A 22,244-nucleotide genomic window follows, 5' to 3' on the forward strand; every position below is an offset into this window, starting at 1 on the left:
AGGTGCCGCCGGCTGTTTCACCGGCGGCGCGTGCGCATCAGGCAGCGCGAACGCCGGCAGGATTGCCCTTCAGCACCGTGGCGCGGACATTGTGCGGGTCGAGCCTGGCGATGATCGCCAGCTGTTCTTCGGTCGGTGCCGCCGTGGTGGTCATGCCTTCGGCACGCAGCAGCGGGAAACCGGTCGCCTCCTGCACCTGCTCGAAGGTCACGCCCGGATGCAGCGACAGCACCTGGGCTGCATGGTCAGGACCGTTGAAGTCGAACACGCAAAGGTCGGTGATGACCACGCCGAGCTTGACGTCGGCAGGCTTGGCGCCTTCCGGCCAGTTCTTGGCGTTGTAGCCGACGCTTGCCACCACATCGACTTCACCTTCGACGAAGGTGCGCTTGGAGTGGTTGGGCAGGAACATCGAGTTCTTGTGGCAGATCGAATTACCCGGGAAACCGCGAACGCCCAGCATCGCCACCTTCGGCTTCTTGAAATCGCCGCCGAGAGCGGAGATGTTGCCCTGGCCGTAGCGATCGACCTGAACCGGCGTCACCATGGCATGGCGGCGGCCGCTCCAGACGCTGTCGAAGACGCGGCTGTAGGGCATCCAGCCGGAAAGCTTCGGCTTGTAGTCGCCGCGCGGTCCAAGCGGGATCGGGTCCTCGACGAGGTAGGCTTCGCCGTCGGTCATCATGATGCCCGGAGCGCAAGTCAGCTTGGCAAGGCCAGCCGCAAGGCGCGGCAACGGGCCGATGCCGGTGGCCAGAACTTCGCCATCCGCCGCCCAGGTTTGCGCGCCGGTGGCGATGATAAGTTCGGCAAGAGTGAATTCTTTTGCAGTCGTCATGTCGTATCCGATCAGAAAATGGGGAGCGGCAGGGCGCGGATCTGGGCTTCGCCGCCCACGCTCGCGATGTAGCTGGCCTCATCGCCCTTCACGTATTGGTCGACATAGCCCTGCCAGCCGCCCTCTTCGGTTGCCGACGCGGCATAGGCCTTGAGGTGCCCCATGTCCCAGCCATAGGCATCGTGAGCCGCCGTCGGGTGTGCACCGAGCGGCGCCTTGACCACGCCGGTGACCAGGCAACGCTCGAACAGGTTCGACTTGGCCTTGTCGGAATATTCGTCGCCGATGCGGTCGACCAGAACTTCAGTGGTGACAAACACCTTGTCGGCGGCGCGTGCGAACAGGCCGTCGAAGAACGGGTCCGGACCATCGGTCTGGGTGTTGCCCAGCCGGTCGGCACGGCTGGTGTGTATCAAAGCCACGTCGAGCTTGATCGCGGGCATGGCGAGCAGCACTTCGCCGTCGTCATAGGGTGACTTCACAGTCTTGAAGTGCGGATTGTACTTCATGACGTCCGAGCCAAGCCCGACGCGCGTCGCGGCGAACGGCAAATTGTGGCCGGCTGCCTGCAGGCCGAGCAGGAGGAGGCCTTCGTCCAGCTCGGAAACCTCGACTGCACCGGCTTCGCGCGCCTTGCGGAAATAGGGCTCGATCGGCATCGCATCGAGCGACACGAAGCCGTACATCAGTTTCTTGACCTTGCCGGCCGCACACAGCATGCCGATCTCGGGGCCACCATAGGCGACCAGCGTCAGGTCCTTGAGGTCCGAGCGCAGAATCTCGCGCACCAGCGCCATCGGCTTGCGGCGTGGACCCCAGCCGCCAAAGCCGATCGTCATGCCGTCGCGCAAATCGCCAACGACCGCTTTCAGGTCCATTTCCTTGTTCATAGATACCTAATCCGTTTGTTCTTCGTAATGTTTCGGCAAGGATCCACGGCGTCAGCCGTAAAGGCCCCTGCCCTCGGCTACCAGCCGCTCTATGAGCGCGGCCGGCTTGAAATATTGATCGCCCACGAGGCCCGCATACTTGTCGAGCGCCGCCTTGACCTTCGGCAGGCCGACTTGGTCGGCATAAAACATCGGTCCGCCCAGATAGGTCGGGAAGCCGAAGCCGTTGGTCCAGATGACGTCGATATCGCTCGGCCGTGCGGCCGCACCTTCATCGAGGATCTTGGCTGCCTCGTTGACCATGGCGTAGAGGCAGCGTTCGAGGATTTCCTCATCGGTGATGGTGCGCGCGGTGAAGCCGCGTTCGCGGCGGTGCGCGTCGAGCATTTCGTCCACTGCGGGGTCATGCGAGGCCTTCCGGTTCTCGTCATAGACATAGTAGCCGGCGCCCGACTTCTGGCCGAGGCGGCCAGCTGCCACCAGGCGGTCGACGATGTTGCACTGCTGCTCGCGCGGCGACATGCGGGCGACACGCGCGGCCCGTGCCGCTGCCATGATGTCCATGCCGGCGAGATCCGCCAGCGCGAACGGGCCGATGGGAAAGCCGAAGGCGGTTAGCACGCGGTCGACCTGCTGCGGTGTCGCACCGTCCTCAAGCAAAAACTGTGCTTCGCGCGTCCGCTTGGAAAGCATGCGGTTGGCAACGAAACCCTCGGAACGCCCGACCATGACAGGCACCTTGCCGAGGCGCTTGCCCAGCGCAGTGGTGGTGGCGAGCACGTCGGGAGCCGTCTTCGCCGCCCGGACGTTTTCGAGCAGCTTCATGACATTGGCCGGATTGAAGAAGTGCATGCCGGCAACCCGGGTCGCATTCTTGCTGGTCGCCGCCAGTTCCTCGATGTCGAGGAACGAGGTGTTGGTTGCGATGATCGCATCGTCGCGCAAGACAGCGTCGAGCTTGGCAAACACCTCTTTCTTGACGTCGAGCTGTTCGGTTACCGCCTCGATCACCAGGTCGACGTCGCCAATACCGTCATAGGACGTCGTCGGCGTCAGCAGCGCCATGCGGCGCTCCATCTCTTCGGCCGTCAGGCTGCCGCGCTTGACTGAGCCTTCATAGATCTTGCCAATCGCCTTGGTAGCGGAAGCCAGGCCTTCGTCCGTGAGGCCGATCAGCGTCACCGGAATGCCGATGTTGAGGAAGCAAGCGGCGATGCCCCGACCCATCGTGCCAGGACCGACGATCGCAACCTTCTTGATGTCGCGCGGCTTCACCTCGGCACCGACGCCGTCAATCTTCAACGCCTCGCGCTCGGCGGCGAAGATATGGCGCAGTGCCTTGGACTGCGGCGAAACCAGCAGTTCCTTGCAGGTCTTGTATTCGATCGCAGTCGCCTCCGCGACTGGCGTCTCGGTGACCATTCTGATCAGGTCAACCGCAACAAGAGGTGCCTTGAAACCTTTGTATTTCTTGGACAATGCCGTGCGGCTTGTCTCCAGTACGGCCGGATCGAAGGCAGGCACCGGCAAGTCGCTGGTGCGGCGAACCTTTGCGCCATCGGCAATCACCTTCTCGGCAAAGGCAATGGCCGCAGCCTTGAGGTCCCCTGACACAACTTCATCGACGATGCCCTTTTCGCGGGCGTCGCGCACCGAAATCTGGCCGCCTTCGCTGATCATCGTCAGGGCCTGTTCGACACCTGCCAGGCGTGGCAGGCGAACCGTGCCGCCCGAACCCGGAAGAATGCCGAGCTTGACCTCAGGCAGGCCGACCTTGGCGCCGTCGAGTGCGATGCGATAGCTGCAGGCGAGCGCCACTTCGAGACCACCACCGAGAGCCGTGCCGTGGATGGCGGCGACGATCGGCTTGGTGGCGGCGTCCAGGGTGTCGATCACCTCGCCCAGCAGCGGCGCCACCATAGGCTTCTTGAACTCGTGGATGTCGGCGCCGGCAATGAAGGTGCGGCCCGCGCAGACGATGACCATGGCGCGTGCTTCCGCGTCGCTTTCCAGCGCCTGAACGGCCTCGATCAGCCCGGCGCGCACCGAATGCGACAGCGCGTTGACGGGCGGATTGTCGACGGTGGCGACGACGATGTTGCCACACTTTGCGACCGAGACGGTCTTGACGAGTTGCTCGGTCATGCCGGCACTCCTTCCCTGCTATTTCCTGAATTGCCTGTCACCAGAACGACCTTGCCCTTCACGGCACGCTCCATCACCACGTCGAGCGCTTCGGCGAAGCGTTCGAGTGGATACTCGGCCGAGATATGCGGCCTGAGCTTGCCTTGGGCGAACCAGTCCATCAGCTCGGCGATGTTTGCTGCGTTCTTTTCCGGCGCCGAGCGCGCATAAGCGCCCCAGAACACGCCGAGCAACGCCGACTGCTTGAGCAGCAGAAGGTTGAGCGCGATCTTGGGAATGTCGCCGGCGGCAAAGCCGATCACCAGATGGCGACCGAACAGTGCGAGATTGCGCACCGCCGTTTCGGTCAGCGCGCCGCCGACCGGATCATAGACGACGTCGACGCCCTGCCCGTTCGTCAGCTCCTTGAGCCGCTGGCGAAGGTCCTCGGTCGAGTAATTGATGGTCTCGTCGGCGCCGTACTGGCGGCAAAGCGCCAGCTTCTCGTCGCTGGAGGCGGCGGCGATAACGCGTGCGCCCATCTGCTTGCCGAGCTCGACTGTGGTCAATCCGACGCCACCGGCGGCCCCCAGTACGAGCAGGGTCTCGCCCGGCTTGATCTGCGCCCGATCCTTCAATGCGTGATGCGAAGTCGCATAGGTAATGAGAAAACCGGCGGCCTCGACGAAGCTCATCTCGGCAGGGATCGGAAACACCTTCCAGGCATCGACCGCGACCTGTTCGCCATAGCCGCCGATGCCGGCGAAGGCCAGGACGCGCATGCCCACCTTCAGACGTTCGACGCCTGAGCCGACCGAGATGATGACGCCAGCGGCTTCGCTGCCCGGCGTGAAAGGCAGTTCAGGCTTGGTCTGGTACTTGCCCTCGACCATCAGCCCGTCGAAGAAGTTGATGCCGCATGCCTCGATGCGGATCACCACCTGCCCGGGCTTTGCCACGGGTGCCGGGACTTCTTCTATCCTGAGCTCAGCCCTTGGGGCGAACTCCCTGCAGATGACTGCCTTCATTTCCCTACGCCGCTTCTTGCTGCCATTTCGGCACTGCCAAATTCTTCAATCGAGTCAAGGAATGGGACAGGGGCAGACCGACAACATCGTCTGATGGGACTAGTCGCAAGGAACCCCGCCTTTGGGCTGCGAAACGGTGGAATTGCGCGGCGGCGTTAGTCCCTTCGGACGATGTTGCCGGCGCTGACGCGCGCAGGTTCGCGGGTACGTTTCGAGGAGAACAAGCATGGCCCGTCTGGCAGGCAAAATTGCATTCATATCAGGCGCCACCGGCGGCATCGGCGAGGCGGCGGCACGGCTGTTCGCGCAGGAAGGTGCCAGGGTCGCGGTCGCAGGTCGCAGCCGCGACAAGGGCGAGGCCATCGCCGCCTCCATCAACGGCTCGGGCGGCACTGCCCTCTATGTGGAGACCGACGTGACTGAACCCGAAAGCGTCGAGGCCGCGTTCAAGACGGTGATGGGCACATGGGGCCGGCTCGACGTGCTCTACAACAATGCCGGCGGCTCAAGCTCCGCGGATGGCCCGGTGACGGTAGCGCCGTTCGAGGAGTTCTGGCGTTGCATCAAGCTCGACCTCTTCGGCACCTGGGTCTGCTGCCGCAATGCCATCCCGTTGATGCAGCAGTCGGGTGGCGGCTCGATCGTCAACTGCTCGTCCATCGTCGGCGCCATGGGCATCCCCAATCGTGACGCCTATTCGGCGGCCAAGGGCGGCGTCATCTCGCTGACCCGCTCGATGGCGGTGGAATTCGCCAAGGACAACATCCGCGTCAACGTGCTGGTGCCGGGTGCCGTCGCCACCGACCGGGTGCTCGGCTTTTTCGAGCGCGAGCCGCATCTCAAGGCCCAGTTCGACGCCTATCTGCTTGGCATTGCCGAGCCGATCGACGTTGCCAATGCGGCGCTTTACCTGGCCTCGGACGAATCGCGGAAGATGACCGGGCATCAGCTGCCCATCGACGGCGGCATCCTGATTTCGTGACCGCCGCGCCGGATATCATTTAGTCTGTGCAGACGATGTCCGGCTTTCCGGCCGGGTTCTCTAGTCGGCGCAGAATCCCAATTTCGACTGCAGGAATACGAGCATGGAAATCCTGAGCCAGGTGCTGGCGCGGAACGCGCGGCTGATCGGCGAGCGCAACTTCATCGTCACCGACAAGGAAACGATCACCTATGCGCGCTTCGCCGAACTGACCGCCCAGCTGGCCAGTGTTTTGAAGGCGCGCGGCGTGGCCAAGGGCGACCGCGTCGGCCTCTATCTGCCGAGCACGCCGATGATGGCGATCGGCTTCTGGGCCTGCCAGCGGCTCGGCGCGATCCCTGCTCCGTTGAGCGCCATGTTCCGTCATGCCGAGCTGCGCAAGATCGTCACCCAGACCGGCATGAAGGCATTGGTCGCCGATGGCTCGACCTGGTCCTATTTCTCGCAAATCCGCAACGAGTTCACCGACCTCGCCCACTGCCTTGTCGCCTCCGGCAACGGCGGGGCAGATGATCTATCGACGCTGATGGCTCAGGCACCCTCGACCTTCGAGGATGTAGCCTGCCACATCGACGACATCTGCGCCCTGTTCTTCACCTCGGGCACGACGGGTGCCCCAAAGGGTGCTGCGCAATCGCAGCTCAACCAGTGCTCGACGCTGCGCGACATGATGGTGTCGCACCGGACGCGCTTTGCCGAGGAAACCTACCTTTGCGCCGTGCCGCTGTTCACCAATTTCGGCCTGACGGTGACGCTGAACCTGTGCCTCTACACCGGCGGCACCATCGTTCTGCACGAGCGTTGGGACACGCAGCGCGTTCTCGCCGACATCGGCCGCTACAAGGCCACCTATTTTGGCGGCACACCGACCATGTATGTCTACATGGTCAATGAGGTCGACCCGGCAAAGCATGACTTGTCTTCGCTGCGCATCTGCACGACGGGCGGCTCGCCCGTGCCGCAGCCTGTCATCCGCCGCTTCGAGGAGCTTTCGGGCGCCCGTGTCACCCAGGTCTACGGCTCGACCGAAACCAGCGGGCAGAACGTCATGGAGCCGACATCAGGCATCCGCAAGGCGGGTTCGGCAGGCCTTGCCGTCGGCAGTTCACGTATCTCGATCGTCGACGATGAGGGCAATGCCATCCCGCAAGGCGAGATCGGCGAGGTCATCATCTCGGGCGATTGCGTCGCCCAGGGCTACTGGCAGGACGAAAAGGCGACTGCCGAGGCGTTCGGCAATGGCGGCTGGAAATCCGGCGACCTCGGCTATGTCGACGAGGACGGCTACCTGTTCATCGTCGACCGCAAGAAGGACGTCATCATCGCCGGCGGCCATAACGTCTATCCGCTCGAGATCGAGGCGCTGCTCTACAAGCATCCTGCTGTCGCCATGTGCGCGGTCGTCGGCGCGCCCGACGAGAGCAAGGGCGAAATCCCGGTCGCAGTCATCGTCAAGGCCTCCGGGCACGACGCGACGGCCGAAGAACTGATCCGCTACTGCCGCGAGAGCCTCGCCGCCTACAAGGCCCCGCGCGCTGTCCACTTCATCGACACCATGCCGGTGGAAGCCGCCAAGATCCGCAAGCGCGAGCTGGTGCTGGCACTGCGGGAAAACCGCATCGCCGATTTCAGGAACAAGTGAGCCCGTAAGCGCCAAAGCGAAAGGCCGTGCACTGCGCAGCCTTTTCTTTATCTGTCAGTATGTTGGCGATATTTTTTGATGAACCAATGGAGCTTTATCAGGCGCTGGCTACGTCGCCAGCGCCACCGAACGCGCTCCAGCCGCCATCGACCGGCAGCACGGTGCCCGTAATGTAGGAGGCCCAGTCCGACAGCAGGAACACGGCCGCCTGCGCCATTTCCGTCGGCAGCGCCAGCCGGCCGAGCGGCGTGCGTCGTTCGAGGATCGTCGGATCGAACGCCTTGCGCTCGAGCAGTGCCTCGACCATCGGCGTGCGCGTATAGGCCGGCGCGATCGCGTTGACCCGGATGCCCGACGGCCCCCATTCGCAGGCCAGCGTATGCGTCAGGTGGTTGATGCCGGCCTTGGCCGCCGCATAGGCCGAGCGCCTTGGAAAGCCGCCGATCCCCACGATGGACGACACGTTGACGATCGCCCCTCGCTTCTGTGCCAGCATGGGACGCGACGCCGCCCGGCACATCAAGTAGGTGCCGCCCAGATTGACGTCGACCACGCGCTGCCAACGCTCCACCGACTGCTCATGCAGCGGCACCAGATCGTCACCAATGCCGGCTGAATTGAACACCAGATCGAGGCCGCCGAGCATGGCAATCGCTTCGCTTGCCATGCGTTCCGCATCGGCTTCGCTGGCGACATCGCCTTGGGTCGCCCCGACCGCGCCCGTGCGCAACGCGGCCCCGTCGAGGTTCGCCCGGCTAAGATCAGCAATGACCACCCGTGCGCCGAGATCCGACAGCAGCTTGGCTGCCGTCTCGCCGATGCCGCTTGCGCCGCCTGTTACCAGTGCCCGCATGCCGTCGAAGCGGATCGCGGGCACAGTCATGCGTCCGGGTCTCCGCCGTCCGCGGCGTCGGCCCGGAAATGGAAGTCCGGGCTCCACTGCTCACGCGGCTGGACGTGCAAGTGCCAGTAGGCGTCGGCGATGAGATCGTGGTCGTAAGGCGTTCCGGCCTGCATCGTGCCATGGATGGCGACGGTCGACACCTGGATGCCCGCAGGAGACAGCTCCTTCTCCAGCGAATGCCCGAGGCTGCGGAGTGCTGCCTTGCCGAGCGAAGTCACGCCCCATTCGATCCAGGGTCCGAAGGCGAGCACACCACCAGTCAGCAGGATCGTGCCCCGGCCGCGCTCGATCATCCTGGGTGCCACCGCCTGCGCGGCATGCAGCGCTCCGGCGACATTGGTCCTGAAGGCATCCACGACGTAGTCGACGCTGGCCGCTTCGCCATGCGAGCGCCAGCCGTCGGCCGTGCCATATTTCACCTCGTCCATGCGGGACGGCGTGACAAAGCGGGCCGGCTCGACGATTGCAGCATTGTAGAGCAACACGTCCGCATCGCCATGCTGCTCGCGGATAGAGGCATGAACCCGGTCCATGTCCTTTGGTTTGCCGGCGTCGCCGACAAACCCGGCAACGTCTAGCCCCTCGGACCGCAGCTCGTGCTCATATCGCGCTATCGCCTCGGCGCGCCGCCCGACGAAGGCTACGCGGTGGCCTTCGCGGGCAAATTTCTTGACCAGGGCCTGGCCGAGGCCAGGCCCCATGCCGATGACTACGGTCGATGGAATGCTCACTGTGCGGCCTCGGTCTTGGCAACGGCTTCGGTGGTCTTGACGCCCTTCTGCGCCTTGCGCTCGGCACGGTTCGACAGGAATTCCTCAAGCGTGCCGACAATGCCCTTGCGCAGGAACAGCACGCAAAGCACGAAGATCGCCCCCTGTACAACCACCACCCAGGCGCCGAGCGTCGCAAGTTCGCGCTGCAGCGTCACCAGAACAGCCGCACCGACCACCGGTCCGAGCAGGGTGCCGACGCCGCCGATCAGCGTCATCAACAGCACGTCCGCCGAGGTCATGAAGAACACGTCGGCCAGCGACGCCAGCTGGAAGATGATCGCCTTGAGGCCGCCTGCGACGCCTGACAGCATCGCCGAAAGCGTGAACGCGATCAGCTTGAAGCGGTCGGTCGAATAGCCGAGCGAAATGGCGCGCGGCTCGTTCTCGCGGATCGACTTCAGCGTCTGGCCGAAGGGCGAATGGATGATGCGGTAGACGAAGGCGAAGCCGACAAGGAACACGACGAGCGTGACGTAATACATGTTCAGCGTGTTGGAGAGGTCGATGAGGCCGAACAGCGTGCCGCGCGGCACCGACTGGATGCCGTCCTCGCCATGGGTCCACGGCGCCTGCACGGCGTAGAAATAGATGATCTGCGCCAGCGCCAGCGTGATCATGGCGAAGTAGAGCCCCTGCCGGCGGATTGCCAGCCACCCGAACAGAACGCCGATGGCGGTGGCAACCGAAACGCCGAGCAGGATGCAAAGCTCGGTCGGCAGCCCCCAGGCAGCGGCCGCGTGGGCCGTCACATAAGACGAGGCGCCATAGAAGGCGGCATGGCCGAAAGCGAGCAGGCCGACATAGCCGAAGATCAGATTGTAGGCGAGTGCAAACAGCGCCAGAACCAGGATCTTCATGCCCATGACTGGGTAGATCACGAACGGCAGCAGGCCGCCTCCGATGGCGAAGATCGCCAACCACAGGCGGCCGTTTTCAAGGAAACTGCCGGAGCGGCCCGACGAGACGTCGGCGACAGAATGGCTGGTCGTTTCCTTGCCGAACAGGCCTGCCGGGCGGAAGATCAGCACCAGTGCCATGATGATGAAGATGACCGTCGACGACGCCTGCGGATAAAACACCTTGGTCAGGCCTTCGATCACGCCCAGCATCAGGCCCGAGACAATCGCACCGAAGATCGAGCCCATGCCGCCGATCACAACCACCGCGAAGATGGTGATGATGATGCCCTGCCCCATCTGCGGGCTGACCTGGTAGATCGGTGCGGCCATGACGCCGGCAAAACCGGCGAGGCCGACGCCGAAGGCGTAGGTCAGCATCAGAAGACGCGGCACGTTGATGCCGAAAGCGCGCACGAGGTCGGGATTTTCGGTCGCGGCGCGCAGGTAGGAGCCGAGCTTGGTGCGCTCGACGACATACCAGGTGCCGAAGCAGACGACGATTGCCACCGCGATCACCCAGGCACGGTAGATCGGCAGGAACATGAAGCCGAGATTGATGCCGCCCTTCAGCGTATCAGGCACGCCATACATCTGACCGGCCGCACCGTAATAGACGTTGAACGCACCTTCGATCGCCATGGCCAGGCCGACGGTTAAGAGCAGGCCATAGGCATGATCGAGATCGTAGACGCGGCGAATGAAGATGCGCTCCATCAGCGCGCCGATGACGGCCACCACCAGCGGCACGATGACCAGCGCCCACCAGTAGCCGATGGATGGCAGGCCGAGGCCGGGAAACAGCTCGGGCAGGCGCATGAGATACCACGCGCCGAACGCGCCCAGCATATACTGCGCGCCATGAACGAAGTTGCCGATGCGCAGCATGCCGAAGATGATCGCCACGCCGAGGCTCATCATTGCGTAGAACGAGCCGTTGATGAGGCCGACGAGAAGCTGGCCGAAAAGCAGTGCAGGCGGAACGCCAATCAGGTCCATCATGGCCATCACACCCCGAGATAAGCTTGGATCTTGGCTTCGTTGCCGGCGAGCTCGTCGCGGCTGAAGCGTTCGACGACCTTGCCGTGGTCAACGACGAAATGCCGGTCGGCGAGTTTTGCAGCGAAGCGGAAATTCTGCTCGACCAGCAGGATGGTGAAGCCCCTCGCCTTCAGCTTTTCGAGCACGACCGCGATCTGCTTGACGATTACGGGCGCAAGGCCCTCGGTCGGTTCGTCGAAGATCAAAAGCTTGGCACCCGTGCGCAGGATGCGGCCGATGGCCAGCATCTGCTGCTCGCCGCCCGACAGCTTGGTGCCGGGGCTCTGCCAGCGCGCCTTGAGATTGGGGAACAGTTCGAGGATTTCGTCCACCGTCATGCCGCCCTTGGCGATGACGGGCGGCAGCTCCAGGTTTTCGGCAACCGACAGGCTCGAGAAGATGCCGCGCTCCTCCGGGCAATAGGCAATACCGCGCCGGGCGATGATCTCCGGCGCCCTGGCGGCGAGATTGTCACCGCGATAGGTGATGGCTCCGGTCTTCTTGCGCACCAGCCCCATGATGCAGCGCAGCGCCGTGGTCTTGCCGGCACCGTTGCGGCCCAGCAGCGTGACGAGCTCGCCCTCGCGGATTTCGAAATTCATGCCATGCAGGGCTTTGCTCTCGCCATACCAGGCATGCAGGTCGGCGATGTCGAGAACCACCTTGGAAATCTCAGTCATCTGCGCCACCGATGTAGGCTTCGATTACGCGCGGGTCGCGCGACACGGTCTCGTAATTGCCCTCGGCGAGCACACGCCCCTGCGCCAGCACAGTGATGGTGTCGGAAAGTGCGGCAACGACCGACAGATTGTGCTCGACCATCAGGATGGTGCGGTCGCTTGATACCTTGCGGATCAGTTCGGCGATGCGGTCGACATCCTCGTGGCCCATGCCCGAGGTCGGCTCGTCAAGCAGCAGCATCTCGGGATCGAGCGCCAGCGTCGTTGCGATCTCCAGCGCGCGCTTGCGCCCGTAAGGCAGGTTGACTGCGACGTGATCGCGATAGTTGAGCATGCCGACGGAATCGAGCAACTCGTCGATGCGGTCGTTGAGCACCCCAAGCGTGCGTTCGCTCTGCCAGAAGCGGTAGGAAGTACCCGTCGGCCGCTGTAGCGCCATGCGCACGTTCTCGCGCACGCTCATGCGCGGGAACACCGCCGAGATCTGGAACGAACGCACGATGCCCTTGCGCGCCACCTCTTCCGGCTTCAGCGCGGTGATGTCCTCGCCATTGTAGCGGATCGTGCCTTCGCTCGGCGAAAGGAACTTGGTGATCAGGTTGAACGTCGTCGTCTTGCCGGCGCCATTGGGGCCGATCAGCGCGTGGATAGTGTTGCGCCGGACCTTGAGGTCAACGTCCTTCACGGCTGCGAAGCCGTAGAAATACCGGCTCAGCCCGGACGCCTCGATGATGTAGTCGTCCGCAGTGCCTTGTCGCACCTTGTCCTCCACGTTCTCTAGAAAATGCGCGGCAGGGGCCGTTCGTCATGCATCGACGAGAATGCCCTTGCCGCGTGATGCCAGCTGCCGCAGCCCCACCACCTTCTGGTAGCCGGCTGAATGGTAGAAGCGGCGGGCATCGTCAGTGCTCGGGAACTCGACCACTGAGATCGACGCCGGCTGCCAGCCGCCCTCGAGGCTTTCGATGCGATCGCTCGACAAGACGAAACGCCCGCCGCTTGCAGCCATGATCGGCCCGGCAAACTCGCGATAGTGCCTCCAGGCCGCCTCGTCGGTAACCTCGATCTCGAAGATCAGATAGCCCGGCACGTCGTTGCTCCCACAGGTCGAATGCCGGACCGCGATATCGCAGCCCGGCATCGAGGCTCAGCTCTTGCCCAGCTTGCAGGCGCTCTTGTCGATAGAGCGGAAGGCCTGGTCGGCCGGGACAGTGGTCACGACCTTGAACACGTCCTGCGCGTCTGCCGCTTCACCGGGCGCACGCACTTCGAGCAGTTGCATGTCGTGCGCCAGGCGGCCGTTGGGCAAAAGCGTCGCGTTCTTGGCGAACAGGTCGTTGATCTTGCCTTCGCGCAGCTTGGCGAGCACGGCGGTCGGCTCGTCGGTGCCGGCCGCCTTGACGGCGTTGAGGTAGTTGGTGGCAGCCGAATAGGCGCCAGCTGCGACCCAGCCCGGCGCGTTGCCGGTTTTCTTCTGCATCTCTTCCTTGAAGTGCTTGGAAGCGTCATCGGTGTTCCAGTACCAGGCGGCGGCGAACTGGATGCCTTTCAGCGCCTCGAGTCCGATGGCGCGCGCGTCCGACTGGTGCAGCACGGTCACCGCCACACGCATGCCCTGGTCGATCAGGCCGAACTCCTGCACCTGCTTAAGCGCGTTGATCAATTCGGGACCGTTGACGGTCAGCGCCAGCACCTTGGCGCCGGACGCCTGGGCCTGGAGGATGTAGGACGAGAAATCGGTGGTGCCGAGCGGCGCGCGCACCTGGCCGAGTATCTTGCCGCCTTCGTCTTCGACCGCGGTCTTGACGCCGGCTTCCATCACCTTGCCGGCCTCGTAGTCGGGCGACAGGATGAACCAGGTCTCGCCACCTGCCTTGAGCTGGGCGCTGACCGACGAACGCACCTGCGAATAGGCGTCATAGGCCCAGGCAAGGCCGTAGCCGTTGCAGTCGGCCTCGGTCATCTTGTCGGTCATCGGCGAGACGAAGAAGCCGAGCTTCTTTTGCTCGCCAAGCAAGTTGTTGACCGAAAGCGCGATCGCCGAGTTGGCAACGTCGAACAGCGCATCGACATTGTCACGCTCCAGCCATTCGCGGGCGATCGAAAGCGCGATTTCCGGCTTGTTCTGGTGGTCGGCCGACACCAGTTCGACCGGCTTGCCAAGCACTTCGCCGCCGAAGTCGGAAATGGCGAGCTTGACCGCCTCGGTCACCTCGGTGCCGCCGAGCGCGGAGAAAGACGAGCTCTGGTCGTTGAGCACGCCGAGCTTGACGCTGGCATCCTGCGCGGCGGCAGTCAGCGCGGTCGACAGCAGCAGGGCTGCCGCGAGAATGGATTTCTTCATGTCATTCCTCCCCAGGAACTTAGGCTTCAACTGCCGGTCTGGATGCGCGCCGGCATTCGAATGCGCGCAAGGCCGCCACGCGGCATGGCGTGACGACTCCTCAGGGTGAAATCACAGGATGCGCGAAGGCCAAACATCGTCCATGCGGACTAGCGCACATTCTGGCCCATCTGGACCGCTGCCACCCTCGCCCGGGTAGTTCGTTTGCGGGATGCGAGCGGCCACAGGTGGTCCAGACATCGCGGCATGAGCGAATTCGACACCATCATCGTCGGCGCCGGCTCGGCCGGCTGCGTGCTGGCCAGCAGGCTGAGCGAAGATCCGGGACACAGGGTGCTTGTGCTGGAGGCCGGTCCGTCCGACCTTCATCTCTTCGTCCGCATGCCCCGGGCATGGGTCAAATTGACAAAACACCCCAAGCGCTCCTGGAACTTTCCTGTCGAGCATGAAAAGGACCGGCCTCGGGACGAAACCTGGGCGCGCGGCCGCGGATTGGGCGGATCGAGCTCGATCAACGGCATGCTTTATTGCCGCGGCGCGCCCGAGGACTACGACAGCTGGGCGAGCTTCGGCGTGAGCGGCTGGAGCTGGTCGGACATTGCACCGGTTTTCCGCAAGATCGAGAAGCACCAGCTTGGTGGCAATGCCATCAGGGGCGGCGATGGCCCGCTGCAAGTGAGCAGCCATCCACTCGGCGATCCGTTAGGCAAAGCCATCCTCGACGCCGGCGCCTCACTTGGGCTTGAGCATCTCGACGATCTCAACGGCGACAGGCGCGAAGGCATCGGCGCCTACACCCACACGGTCGACCACCGGGGTCGGCGCATGAGTGCCGCGCGAGCGTTCCTGCGCCCGGCGATGAAACGCAAGAACCTCGTCGTGCGTACAGGTGCGCAGGTGCAACGCATCCTGTTCGAGGGCCAGCGGGCTGTCGGCGTCGAATATCTTGCTGGCGGCAAAAGGCGCATCGCTCGCGCCTCACAGGAGGTCATCGTCGCCTGCGGCGCGATCCAGTCGCCGCAATTGCTGCAGGTCTCCGGTATCGGCCGGCCGGAAGTGCTCTCGGCAGCCGGTGTCGGGATCGTGGCCGAACTGCCCGGAGTCGGCCGGAACTTCGCCGAGCATCTGGTCGTCGCACTGCCCTATCGCCTCGCTGGGCTTCACGGCCACAATCGCCGGCTCGGCGGCCTGCGCCTGATCGGTGAAGTCCTGCGCTACTACCTCGCCGGCACGGGGCTGATGAGTTTTGGCGCGTCCGAAATGGGCGGCTTTGTCCGCTCATCGCCCGATGTCGACTATGCCGACCTGCAGCTGTCGCTGTCGCCCTATACCTTCGCCCGGGGGCTGCTGCAGGGACAGCTGAAGCTGGAGGACAAGCCAGGCCTCACCATCATCGGCTACGCCCTGCGGCCAGAGAGCCGCGGCGAGGTCACGATCCGCACGCCTGACATGGATGACATGCCCTCGATACGGCCGAACTGGCTGGCGACCGAGCACGACAGGCGCACAGCGGTTGCCATGATGCGTATCATGCGCAACTTCGTTGCCCAGCCGGCCTTGCACCCCTTCGTCAAGGAAGAGCTGTGGCCGGGCAAGGCCCTTCAAACCGACGACGAGTTGCTGGCAGCCTTCCGCTCGACCTTCGTGTCGGGGCTGCATGCGGTCGGCACCTGCCGGATGGGCAACGACGCCGATGCCGTTGTCGACGAGCGGCTGCGCGTCCGCGGCCTCGAAGGTTTGCGTGTCATCGATGCCTCGGTGATCCCGGTGCCGATCTCGGGCAATACCAACGGCCCCGTCATGGCGCTGGCCTGGCGCGCCGCCGACCTGATCCTCGAGGAAAGACGATGAACTTTCAGAAATCGAAGAATTCAGAGCGTGCGCTGCTGAACGCCTTTTCAAGTCGATGCAGCATGCGCCAGCCGGTTTCAGTCCTGCGATAGCGCACGTCGTACTGGCCGCAGGCGGTGCGGCTCATCGTGTGGTTCGTCCCGAGACGGCCGATGGCGACGAACTGGAAATGCAGGTGCCCCGTGGCCTCGTCGCCGTCGATTTCGAGCAACGGCAGCCCCGGCACGTGCACGCCGGTGAATTTTGACGTGAAATCCAGGCAGAAAGTCGACAGCTGGTCCTTGCCCTCGACCTTGAGCGCCGGGCGGTCGCCGACCGCGGCTATCTCGAACACGCCGTCGCCAGTGAACACATCGGCCCAGGCATTGCCGTCGCCGCAGTCCCAGGCGCGGGCATAACACGCCTCGAGCGCGATGATGTCGAGCATTGCCTCGGCACGCGCCAACCGTTGCTCCAGCATCTCAGCCCCTCGCAGCGAATGCATCACGCAGTCTCGCGCCGGCGTGGTCGATGGCGAGCCGCGCCTTGCCGACCAGCCCGACCATGCTGGCAAAGCCGTGCGAGACGCCGTCATAATGTCGCGCCTCGATATCGACGCCCGCCTCGGCCAGCGCCATGCAGAAGGCCTCGACTTCGCTGCGCAACGGGTCGAATTCGGCAATGGCTACTGTCATCTCAGGCAAGTTGGCGATGTCGCCAGACCTCAGCAGCGCCACCCGCGGATCGACCAGATCGGCCGGCTCGCCGACATATTGGCGCCAGTACCAGCGCATCATCTCTGCGCTGAGGAACGGCGTCTGCGGATAGGTCTCGTAGCTCGCGCCTGAGGCCGTGGGGTCTGCGGCGGGATAAAACAGCACGAGGTGCCGCAGCACCCGGCGCGCATCAGGCGACGCATGCAGCGCCGCTGCTGCCGCCAGGTTGCCGCCGGCGCTGTCTCCGGCAAGCGCGAGCCGTTGCGGATCGCAGCCCAGCGCTGCCGCATTGGCTACGGCCCATTCAAACGCGGTCTGCGCGTCCTCATAGGCCGCCGGAAACCTGTGCTCAGGCGCTAGCCGGTAATCGACAGACAGGACCGCGCAGTCTCCCGCCTTGGCCAGCGCCCGGCAGAAATTGTCATGCGTTTCTAGCGAGCACAGCACGAACCCGCCGCCATGCAGGAAAACGAGCAGCGGCAGAGTGTCGTCTTGTCGAGGCTTGTAGAGCCGCGCCGGTATCGTACCAACGCCACCGGCGACACTGATATCTTCGACCGAGGCCATCTCGGTGCGTTCCGTCGGCCATCCCGCCGCATTCACTGCCGCGCGCAGGGCCGGGATATCGACATTGGCAAGGTTGAGCGGTGGCCGCCTGGCGATGATCTCCGCCATGGCAGCGATATCCGCATCGAGCGTCATGTCCATCGTCGACCTCCCACTTTTCCGCCTGAATGAAGGACGGCCCCGCAGCCAGTCGCATCGTTCGATCGGGTGAGCCCACGAAAAAGCGCCGCCGGATTCCGGCGACGCCTTCAACAGATGAACCGTTCTGCTGCTTACTGCGCGCAGTCGGCGCGCTCAACGAGGCCGTCCTCGCGTGGCTGGTCCGGGTTCCTGACGATCTTCAGGCTGGTTGCAGGTGGCAGAAAGTGATTGCTGGAGCTGGCCGACAGCCTGCCAACTATGGTGTCCACCGTCTGGACGTTGTTTTCCAACCAGGCAGTCAGCGTCGGTCCGTCGGTCTTACCTGAGCCATTCATCGCAGCTGCCAGCAGATAGGGCTGGATGTAGTAGAGCTGAAGCGATGCTGGCCCACCGATACGTTCGAGATCCGGGACAGCGGCCTTGGCGCGCTTGGTGTATTGCGCAAACAGCGACCCGCCAAGCGGATCTCCATCGCAATAGGTCAGCCCTTCGAACTGCAGGCTGTAAACACCCTCGAACGGTTCATGTCCGAGGACTGTTGCGTTGCCCACGGCAGTCGTTGTCATCGCCGGGCTGGCCAGCACCGGCACGTTCCAGCCAATATCCATCCGGTTTTCGAGGAACTTGCGGGCATCGTCTCCAGTCGAATTCATCAAAACCAGAACTTCTGCCCCGGAACCTCGTAGCCCCAGCAATTGGGGCGTCATGTCTTCGGTGCGGAAGGTGAATTCCTGCACGCCAGAAGGTTCGACGCCTTTGTCCTTCATGTAGGGAACAATGTCGGCAATGGCTGATTTCGCCGCCCCGCCATTGTCGGAGATCAATCCGATCCTGGTGACCTTCAAAGTGTTGAGCGCATAATCGATGCTGGGAATGAGTTGGTTGGCACCCCGTGGCGACGTGGTGAAATGATACGGTGCCGTTTCCACCGTAATCTGGGTCGATGCGGCGGTTGAAATCTGCGTCACCTTGCCGGCGGTGGTCACAGCAAGTGTCGGCACCGTTTCCTGGCTTGTCGCCGGACCGAGCACGGCCTCCACCTTTTCGCTATCGACCAGGCGCCGCGCCTCGTTCAGGGCGTGCGTCGGATCACTCATCGTGTCGGCCATGACCAACTCGATTTTCTTGCCCAACACACCGCCTGACGCATTGATCTCGTCGATCGCCAGCCTCCAAGCGGTCTCGGCAATCTTGCCGATCGATGCCGCGCCTCCGGTGACCGACACCAGGCCGCCGATCTTGATGGTATCTTCGGCCTTGGCGCTTCCGGCACCCAGCATCGCCGGCGGACCGTCGGGTGGGCCAGTAAGTTTCCAGGATGTTTGTTGGTTGATGCCCGATTCAGCGAGCCAAGAACCCGCCATCGACCGGCAGGCAGACGCCGTTGACATAGGCGGCGGCTGACGAGCACAGCCATACGACCGCTTCCGCAAGATCGTTCGGCTGACCGAAGCGTGATTGCGGGATCGTTGCCAGTGCCGCTCGGCCAATATCGGCATTTTCGAAGAAGCGCCTGGTCATGGGCGTTTCGACGACGCCTGGCGCAACTGCGTTGCAGCGGATGTTACGTGAGGCGTATTCCTCGCAGACCACCTTGGTGAGGCCCAGCACCCCATGCTTGGCCGCGACATAGGCTGCGATATTGGGACTGCTGCGAAACCCCATGATCGAGCTCGTGTTGACGATCGCCCCGCCACCGCCCTCCAGCATCAGCGGGAGCTCGTATTTCGTGCAGTAGAAAACGCCCGACAAATTGATGTCCATGACCTTGCGCCATACATCGAGATCGTAGGCAGCAACATCGGCGCGGTCTGGCCCACCGCCGGAAATGCCGGCGTTGTTGAAAGCCATGTCGAGGCGGCCAAAACGCTTGCGTGTGGCCTCGACCATGTTCTTGCACTGCTCGGCATCGCCAACGTTGGTCGAGACCGCGATCGCCTCGCCGCCCACCTTGTCAATTTCATTGGCCAAGGCACGAATGCCGGCTTCGTCCGTGTCAGCAAGAACCACCGACGCGCCCCGGCTGGCGAAAGCGAGTGCCGTGGCGCGACCGATTCCGTTGGCAGCGCCAGTCACCAACGCCACCCTGCCCTTCATTTCGGCCATCAACTCCTCCCTGATACCTGGCTTCGATTGAAGCCAACCAAGGGCGTTGCAGCATCGTTCGATCGGGTGAGCCCACGAAAAAGGCGCCGCCGGAAACCGGCGACACCTTCAACAGATGAACCGTTCTTCTGCTTACTTTACGCAGTCGGCGCGCTCGACCAGGCCATCCTCGCGCAACTGATACGGGTTCTTGACAACCTTGAGGCTCTCCACCGACGGCAGGAAGTGGTTGTCGGCGCTGGCAGCCAGCTTGCCGGTCAGCGTCTTGATCTCGCCCGCATTGGCCTCGATCCAGGCCGCCACCGACTTGCCGTCGGTCTTGCCCGAGCCGTTCATCGCGGCCGCCAGGATGAAGGGCTGGATGTAGTAGGGCACCAGCGCCGAAGGCCCGCCCATGCGGTCGAGGTCGGCGATGTCGGCCTTGGCCTTCTCGGCGAACTTGGCGAATGCCTTTTCGCCGAGCGCATCGCCCGGGCAATAGGTCATGCCTTCGAACTGCACGGAATAGATGCCTTCGAACGGCTCGGTGCCGATCGTGGCGGCGTTGCCGACGGCATAGTTGGTCATGGTCAGGCTTGCCAGTACCGGCACGTCCCAGCCGATATCGTAGCGGTTTTCCAGCATCTTGCGCGCGTCGTCGCCGATCGAGTTGATCAGCAGCACAGCTTCCGCCTCGGAGTTGCGCAGCGAAAACAGCTGCGGGGTCATATCCTCGGTGCGGAAGGCGAATTCCTGGATGGCGACCGGCTCGACGCCCTTGCTCTTCATGTAGTTGACGATGTCGGTCACCGCCGCCTTCGACATACCGCCATTGTCCGAGATCAGCGCCAGCTTGGTCAGCTTCAGCGTGTCGAGCGCATAGGCGATGTTCGGGATCATCTGGTTCTCGCCGATCGGCGAGGTCGAGAAGTGGTAAGGGCCGACCTGCGGGGTCAGCTGCGTCGAGGCAGCACTCGAAATCTGGGCGATGTTGGCCTCGGTGCCAATTGGCATCAGCGGCGTTGTTTCCTGGCTGGTCGCAGGACCGACAACCGCCTGCACCTTCTCGCTTTCGATCAGGCGGCGCATCTCGCTCACGCCATGCGTCGGGTCGGTCATGGTGTCGGCAAGCACCAGCTCGACCTTCTTGCCCAGGATGCCCCCGGCGGCGTTGATATCGTCGACGGCGCGCTTCCACGCCACTTCGGCATTCTTGCCGATCGATGCACCCGCGCCGGTCAGCGACATGATGCCGCCGATCTTGATTGTCTCCTCGGCCTGGGCTGCGCCTGCGCCGGCAAGGGCGGTGAACGACATCAGGGCGGCGATGAGCGCGCGCCGGCTGCGAATGCTGGAAGTCATAGTCTGGTCTCCACGGAAATCGATGCCGCCGTTTCGGCCTAACGCGATTGCCACACATCGTCCATAAGGACCATTGAATTGAGCCAGCGCGTTTCCGTTCTGGCCCAACAGCCGCCGCCCTGCGGCAACGCCCTCACCCGATCGAACGATGAATTTCCGGGGCTCCCGCCAGAAAGTTGTGCCCATGCCGAGAGGGCATTTGTCTCAAGCGGAGGAGCCTGCCAGTGAAATTTTCCATGATCTACGAGGCACAGATCGCCGAAACCCATCGCGAGGCCGAACAGCAGGTGTTTCGCGAGATGGCCGAGCAATGCGTCCAGCTCGACAGGCATGGTTTCGACGGCGTCTGGTGCGTCGAGCACCACGGATTGACCCAATATTCGCACATGTCAGCGCCGGAGACGTTCCTGGCCTTCGTCGCCGGCCAGACGAAGAAGCTCGAGATCGGCCATGGCGTCGTCTGCCTGCCGCCGGCGATGAACCACCCGATCAAGGTGGCCGAACGCGTCGCCATGCTTGACATCCTGTCGAACGGTCGCGTCAATTTCGGCGTTGGCAAGGGCGGCAGCCAGCAGGAAGCCGGCGCCTTCGGCTACCAGCTGTCCGACCTGCAGCCGCTGATCGACGAGAGCATGTACCTGATCCCACGCCTCTTCACCGAAGACAGCGTCGAGCATGACGGCCAGTACATCAAGTTCCCCGCCCGCCCGGTGCACCCCAAGCCGCTGCAGCAACCGCATCCTCGCATGTACATGGCCTGCACGCGTTGGGAAGCGGTGGTGACGGCAGGTTCGCGCGGCCTCGGCGCACTGGTCATGGGTTTCGGCGGACCTGACGAGATCAAGACCAAGAGCGACGCCTATCGCAAGGCCTTCGCCGAGCGCAAGCCAGAGGATCAGGTCGGCTTCCGCCCGACCGAGCACCTGTCGGCGCTGTGCCCGGCCATCGTCATGCGCGACCGCGACAAGGCTCGCCGCATCGGCCTGCGCGGCCAGCGCTTCTTTGCCGAGGCTCTTTCCCACTGGTACCAGGGTGGCCCAAAGCCGAAGGTCGACGACATGAGCCCGCAAGAGCATCTGGCCGCGCTCGACAAGGTGCGCGAGCACAAGTTCGCCAAGCTCGGCGAAGACAAGATCGCCTACAATCCACAGGCCTATGGCTATCTCGACGACATCAACGATGCCTACGGCACGCCTGACGACTGCATCCGCTATGTCGAACGGCTGTTCGAGGCTGGCGCCGACGAGATCATGTTCCTGTCGCAGATGGGCACGGTACCGCACGAAGCGATCATGGAAACGATCGAACTGATCGGCTCCGAAGTCATCCCCCATTTCCGCGGCAAGAAGCTGCGCGTCGCCGCTGCCGAATGATCCGTACACGCGACCGGTACATCCGGCC

Annotated in this window: 20 protein-coding genes and 1 pseudogene; 4 read left to right on the plus strand and 17 right to left on the minus strand. The window is 63.6% G+C overall.

Features of this window, described 5'->3' with window-relative positions; genetic code table 11:
- Nucleotides 1-37: 37 nt before the first annotated feature.
- The 4 genes from J1C56_RS03700 to J1C56_RS03715 are packed head-to-tail and all read right to left on the minus strand — an operon-like array spanning nucleotide 38 to nucleotide 4,880.
- The gene (locus tag J1C56_RS03700; protein WP_214386067.1) at nucleotides 38-838 is read right to left on the minus strand and encodes a CoA-transferase subunit beta; all 801 of its coding nucleotides are present in this window, start codon (nucleotides 836-838) and stop codon (nucleotides 38-40) included.
- An 11-nt stretch (nucleotides 839-849) separates the two neighbouring features.
- On the minus strand, nucleotides 850-1,728 hold the full coding sequence (locus tag J1C56_RS03705; protein WP_214386069.1) for a CoA transferase subunit A: 879 nt from the start codon (nucleotides 1,726-1,728) through the stop codon (nucleotides 850-852).
- A 51-nt stretch (nucleotides 1,729-1,779) separates the two neighbouring features.
- Nucleotides 1,780-3,873: a 3-hydroxyacyl-CoA dehydrogenase NAD-binding domain-containing protein gene (locus tag J1C56_RS03710; RefSeq protein WP_214386071.1), complete on the minus strand. Its 2,094-nt coding sequence runs from the start codon at nucleotides 3,871-3,873 to the stop codon at nucleotides 1,780-1,782.
- Nucleotides 3,870-4,880 (minus strand): NADPH:quinone oxidoreductase family protein, encoded by a 1,011-nt coding sequence (locus J1C56_RS03715; RefSeq protein ID WP_214386073.1) that lies wholly within the window; start codon nucleotides 4,878-4,880, stop codon nucleotides 3,870-3,872. Before J1C56_RS03715 ends, J1C56_RS03710 begins: the two co-directional genes overlap by 4 nt.
- Before the next feature lie 226 nt (nucleotides 4,881-5,106).
- Here J1C56_RS03715 and J1C56_RS03720 point away from each other — a divergent pair, with 226 nt between their 5' ends.
- Together J1C56_RS03720 and J1C56_RS03725 are read left to right on the plus strand one after the other, a co-directional pair.
- Entirely contained in the window at nucleotides 5,107-5,862 is a 756-nt protein-coding gene (locus J1C56_RS03720) for an SDR family NAD(P)-dependent oxidoreductase (RefSeq protein ID WP_214386075.1), read from the plus strand.
- A gap of 103 nt (nucleotides 5,863-5,965) precedes the next feature.
- Complete coding sequence (locus J1C56_RS03725; protein WP_214386077.1) at nucleotides 5,966-7,504, plus strand: class I adenylate-forming enzyme family protein; 1,539 nt, start codon at nucleotides 5,966-5,968, stop codon at nucleotides 7,502-7,504.
- 97 nt (nucleotides 7,505-7,601) lie between these two features.
- On the opposite strand, the gene J1C56_RS03730 is transcribed toward J1C56_RS03725, so the two are convergent.
- From J1C56_RS03730 to J1C56_RS03760, 8 genes and pseudogenes are all read right to left on the minus strand, one after another.
- Complete coding sequence (locus J1C56_RS03730; protein WP_246591099.1) at nucleotides 7,602-8,387, minus strand: SDR family NAD(P)-dependent oxidoreductase; 786 nt, start codon at nucleotides 8,385-8,387, stop codon at nucleotides 7,602-7,604.
- Nucleotides 8,384-9,139, minus strand: a complete 756-nt coding sequence (locus tag J1C56_RS03735) for an SDR family NAD(P)-dependent oxidoreductase (RefSeq protein ID WP_338001394.1) — start codon at nucleotides 9,137-9,139, stop codon at nucleotides 8,384-8,386. Before J1C56_RS03735 ends, J1C56_RS03730 begins: the two co-directional genes overlap by 4 nt.
- A complete protein-coding gene (locus J1C56_RS32745) occupies nucleotides 9,136-10,044 on the minus strand; it encodes a branched-chain amino acid ABC transporter permease (protein WP_338001400.1) in 909 nt (302 codons plus the stop codon). The genes J1C56_RS03735 and J1C56_RS32745 overlap by 4 nt, the downstream gene beginning before the upstream one ends.
- Before the next feature lie 126 nt (nucleotides 10,045-10,170).
- Nucleotides 10,171-11,079: pseudogene (locus tag J1C56_RS32750) on the minus strand (branched-chain amino acid ABC transporter permease); the annotation flags it as partial.
- A 5-nt stretch (nucleotides 11,080-11,084) separates the two neighbouring features.
- Complete coding sequence (locus J1C56_RS03745) at nucleotides 11,085-11,798, minus strand: ABC transporter ATP-binding protein (protein ID WP_214386081.1); 714 nt, start codon at nucleotides 11,796-11,798, stop codon at nucleotides 11,085-11,087.
- Complete coding sequence (locus tag J1C56_RS03750; RefSeq protein WP_338001395.1) at nucleotides 11,791-12,558, minus strand: ABC transporter ATP-binding protein; 768 nt, start codon at nucleotides 12,556-12,558, stop codon at nucleotides 11,791-11,793. Before J1C56_RS03750 ends, J1C56_RS03745 begins: the two co-directional genes overlap by 8 nt.
- A gap of 45 nt (nucleotides 12,559-12,603) precedes the next feature.
- Entirely contained in the window at nucleotides 12,604-12,888 is a 285-nt protein-coding gene (locus tag J1C56_RS03755; RefSeq protein ID WP_214386085.1) for a DUF1330 domain-containing protein, read from the minus strand.
- Nucleotides 12,889-12,945: 57 nt separating this feature from the next.
- Nucleotides 12,946-14,142, minus strand: a complete 1,197-nt coding sequence (locus J1C56_RS03760) for an ABC transporter substrate-binding protein (RefSeq protein ID WP_214386087.1) — start codon at nucleotides 14,140-14,142, stop codon at nucleotides 12,946-12,948.
- Nucleotides 14,143-14,388: 246 nt separating this feature from the next.
- Between J1C56_RS03760 and J1C56_RS03765 the strand changes: the two genes are divergently transcribed.
- Complete coding sequence (locus tag J1C56_RS03765) at nucleotides 14,389-15,993, plus strand: GMC family oxidoreductase (protein ID WP_214386089.1); 1,605 nt, start codon at nucleotides 14,389-14,391, stop codon at nucleotides 15,991-15,993.
- A gap of 4 nt (nucleotides 15,994-15,997) precedes the next feature.
- Here J1C56_RS03765 and J1C56_RS03770 read toward each other — a convergent pair whose 3' ends face one another.
- The 5 genes from J1C56_RS03770 to J1C56_RS03790 form a co-directional block, all read right to left on the minus strand.
- Nucleotides 15,998-16,420: a nuclear transport factor 2 family protein gene (locus tag J1C56_RS03770; protein WP_214386091.1), complete on the minus strand. Its 423-nt coding sequence runs from the start codon at nucleotides 16,418-16,420 to the stop codon at nucleotides 15,998-16,000.
- A 34-nt stretch (nucleotides 16,421-16,454) separates the two neighbouring features.
- On the minus strand, nucleotides 16,455-17,396 hold the full coding sequence (locus J1C56_RS03775) for an alpha/beta hydrolase (protein WP_214386093.1): 942 nt from the start codon (nucleotides 17,394-17,396) through the stop codon (nucleotides 16,455-16,457).
- Between the two features lie 131 nt (nucleotides 17,397-17,527).
- Entirely contained in the window at nucleotides 17,528-18,787 is a 1,260-nt protein-coding gene (locus J1C56_RS03780; RefSeq protein ID WP_246591169.1) for an ABC transporter substrate-binding protein, read from the minus strand.
- A complete protein-coding gene (locus tag J1C56_RS03785) occupies nucleotides 18,738-19,502 on the minus strand; it encodes an SDR family NAD(P)-dependent oxidoreductase (protein ID WP_214386095.1) in 765 nt (254 codons plus the stop codon). The genes J1C56_RS03780 and J1C56_RS03785 overlap by 50 nt, the downstream gene beginning before the upstream one ends.
- A 132-nt stretch (nucleotides 19,503-19,634) precedes the next feature.
- Complete coding sequence (locus tag J1C56_RS03790; RefSeq protein WP_214386097.1) at nucleotides 19,635-20,843, minus strand: ABC transporter substrate-binding protein; 1,209 nt, start codon at nucleotides 20,841-20,843, stop codon at nucleotides 19,635-19,637.
- A gap of 224 nt (nucleotides 20,844-21,067) precedes the next feature.
- On the opposite strand from J1C56_RS03790, the gene J1C56_RS03795 reads away from it, so the two are divergent.
- Nucleotides 21,068-22,216: an LLM class flavin-dependent oxidoreductase gene (locus J1C56_RS03795; RefSeq protein ID WP_214386099.1), complete on the plus strand. Its 1,149-nt coding sequence runs from the start codon at nucleotides 21,068-21,070 to the stop codon at nucleotides 22,214-22,216.
- The last annotated feature ends 28 nt before the right edge of the window (nucleotides 22,217-22,244 follow it).

The sequence above is a fragment of the Aminobacter anthyllidis genome (assembly GCF_018555685.1).
Taxonomy (GTDB): domain Bacteria; phylum Pseudomonadota; class Alphaproteobacteria; order Rhizobiales; family Rhizobiaceae; genus Aminobacter; species Aminobacter anthyllidis.

Bases quoted from the DNA above. Each gene is read 5' to 3' on its own strand.
- J1C56_RS03745 (WP_214386081.1), bottom strand. From the start codon at position 11,798: ATGACTGAGATTTCCAAGGTGGTTCTCGACATCGCCGACCTGCATGCC.
- J1C56_RS03765 (WP_214386089.1), top strand. From the start codon at position 14,389: ATGAGCGAATTCGACACCATCATCGTCGGCGCCGGCTCGGCCGGCTGC.
- J1C56_RS03715 (WP_214386073.1), bottom strand. From the start codon at position 4,880: ATGAAGGCAGTCATCTGCAGGGAGTTCGCCCCAAGGGCTGAGCTCAGG.
- J1C56_RS03780 (WP_246591169.1), bottom strand. From the start codon at position 18,787: ATGTCAACGGCGTCTGCCTGCCGGTCGATGGCGGGTTCTTGGCTCGCT.
- J1C56_RS03720 (WP_214386075.1), top strand. From the start codon at position 5,107: ATGGCCCGTCTGGCAGGCAAAATTGCATTCATATCAGGCGCCACCGGC.
- J1C56_RS03775 (WP_214386093.1), bottom strand. From the start codon at position 17,396: ATGGACATGACGCTCGATGCGGATATCGCTGCCATGGCGGAGATCATC.
- J1C56_RS03710 (WP_214386071.1), bottom strand. From the start codon at position 3,873: ATGACCGAGCAACTCGTCAAGACCGTCTCGGTCGCAAAGTGTGGCAAC.
- J1C56_RS03725 (WP_214386077.1), top strand. From the start codon at position 5,966: ATGGAAATCCTGAGCCAGGTGCTGGCGCGGAACGCGCGGCTGATCGGC.
- J1C56_RS03790 (WP_214386097.1), bottom strand. From the start codon at position 20,843: ATGACTTCCAGCATTCGCAGCCGGCGCGCGCTCATCGCCGCCCTGATG.
- J1C56_RS03760 (WP_214386087.1), bottom strand. From the start codon at position 14,142: ATGAAGAAATCCATTCTCGCGGCAGCCCTGCTGCTGTCGACCGCGCTG.
- J1C56_RS03700 (WP_214386067.1), bottom strand. From the start codon at position 838: ATGACGACTGCAAAAGAATTCACTCTTGCCGAACTTATCATCGCCACC.
- J1C56_RS03730 (WP_246591099.1), bottom strand. From the start codon at position 8,387: ATGACTGTGCCCGCGATCCGCTTCGACGGCATGCGGGCACTGGTAACA.
- J1C56_RS03705 (WP_214386069.1), bottom strand. From the start codon at position 1,728: ATGAACAAGGAAATGGACCTGAAAGCGGTCGTTGGCGATTTGCGCGAC.
- J1C56_RS32745 (WP_338001400.1), bottom strand. From the start codon at position 10,044: ATGGGCATGAAGATCCTGGTTCTGGCGCTGTTTGCACTCGCCTACAAT.
- J1C56_RS03785 (WP_214386095.1), bottom strand. From the start codon at position 19,502: ATGGCCGAAATGAAGGGCAGGGTGGCGTTGGTGACTGGCGCTGCCAAC.
- J1C56_RS03770 (WP_214386091.1), bottom strand. From the start codon at position 16,420: ATGCTCGACATCATCGCGCTCGAGGCGTGTTATGCCCGCGCCTGGGAC.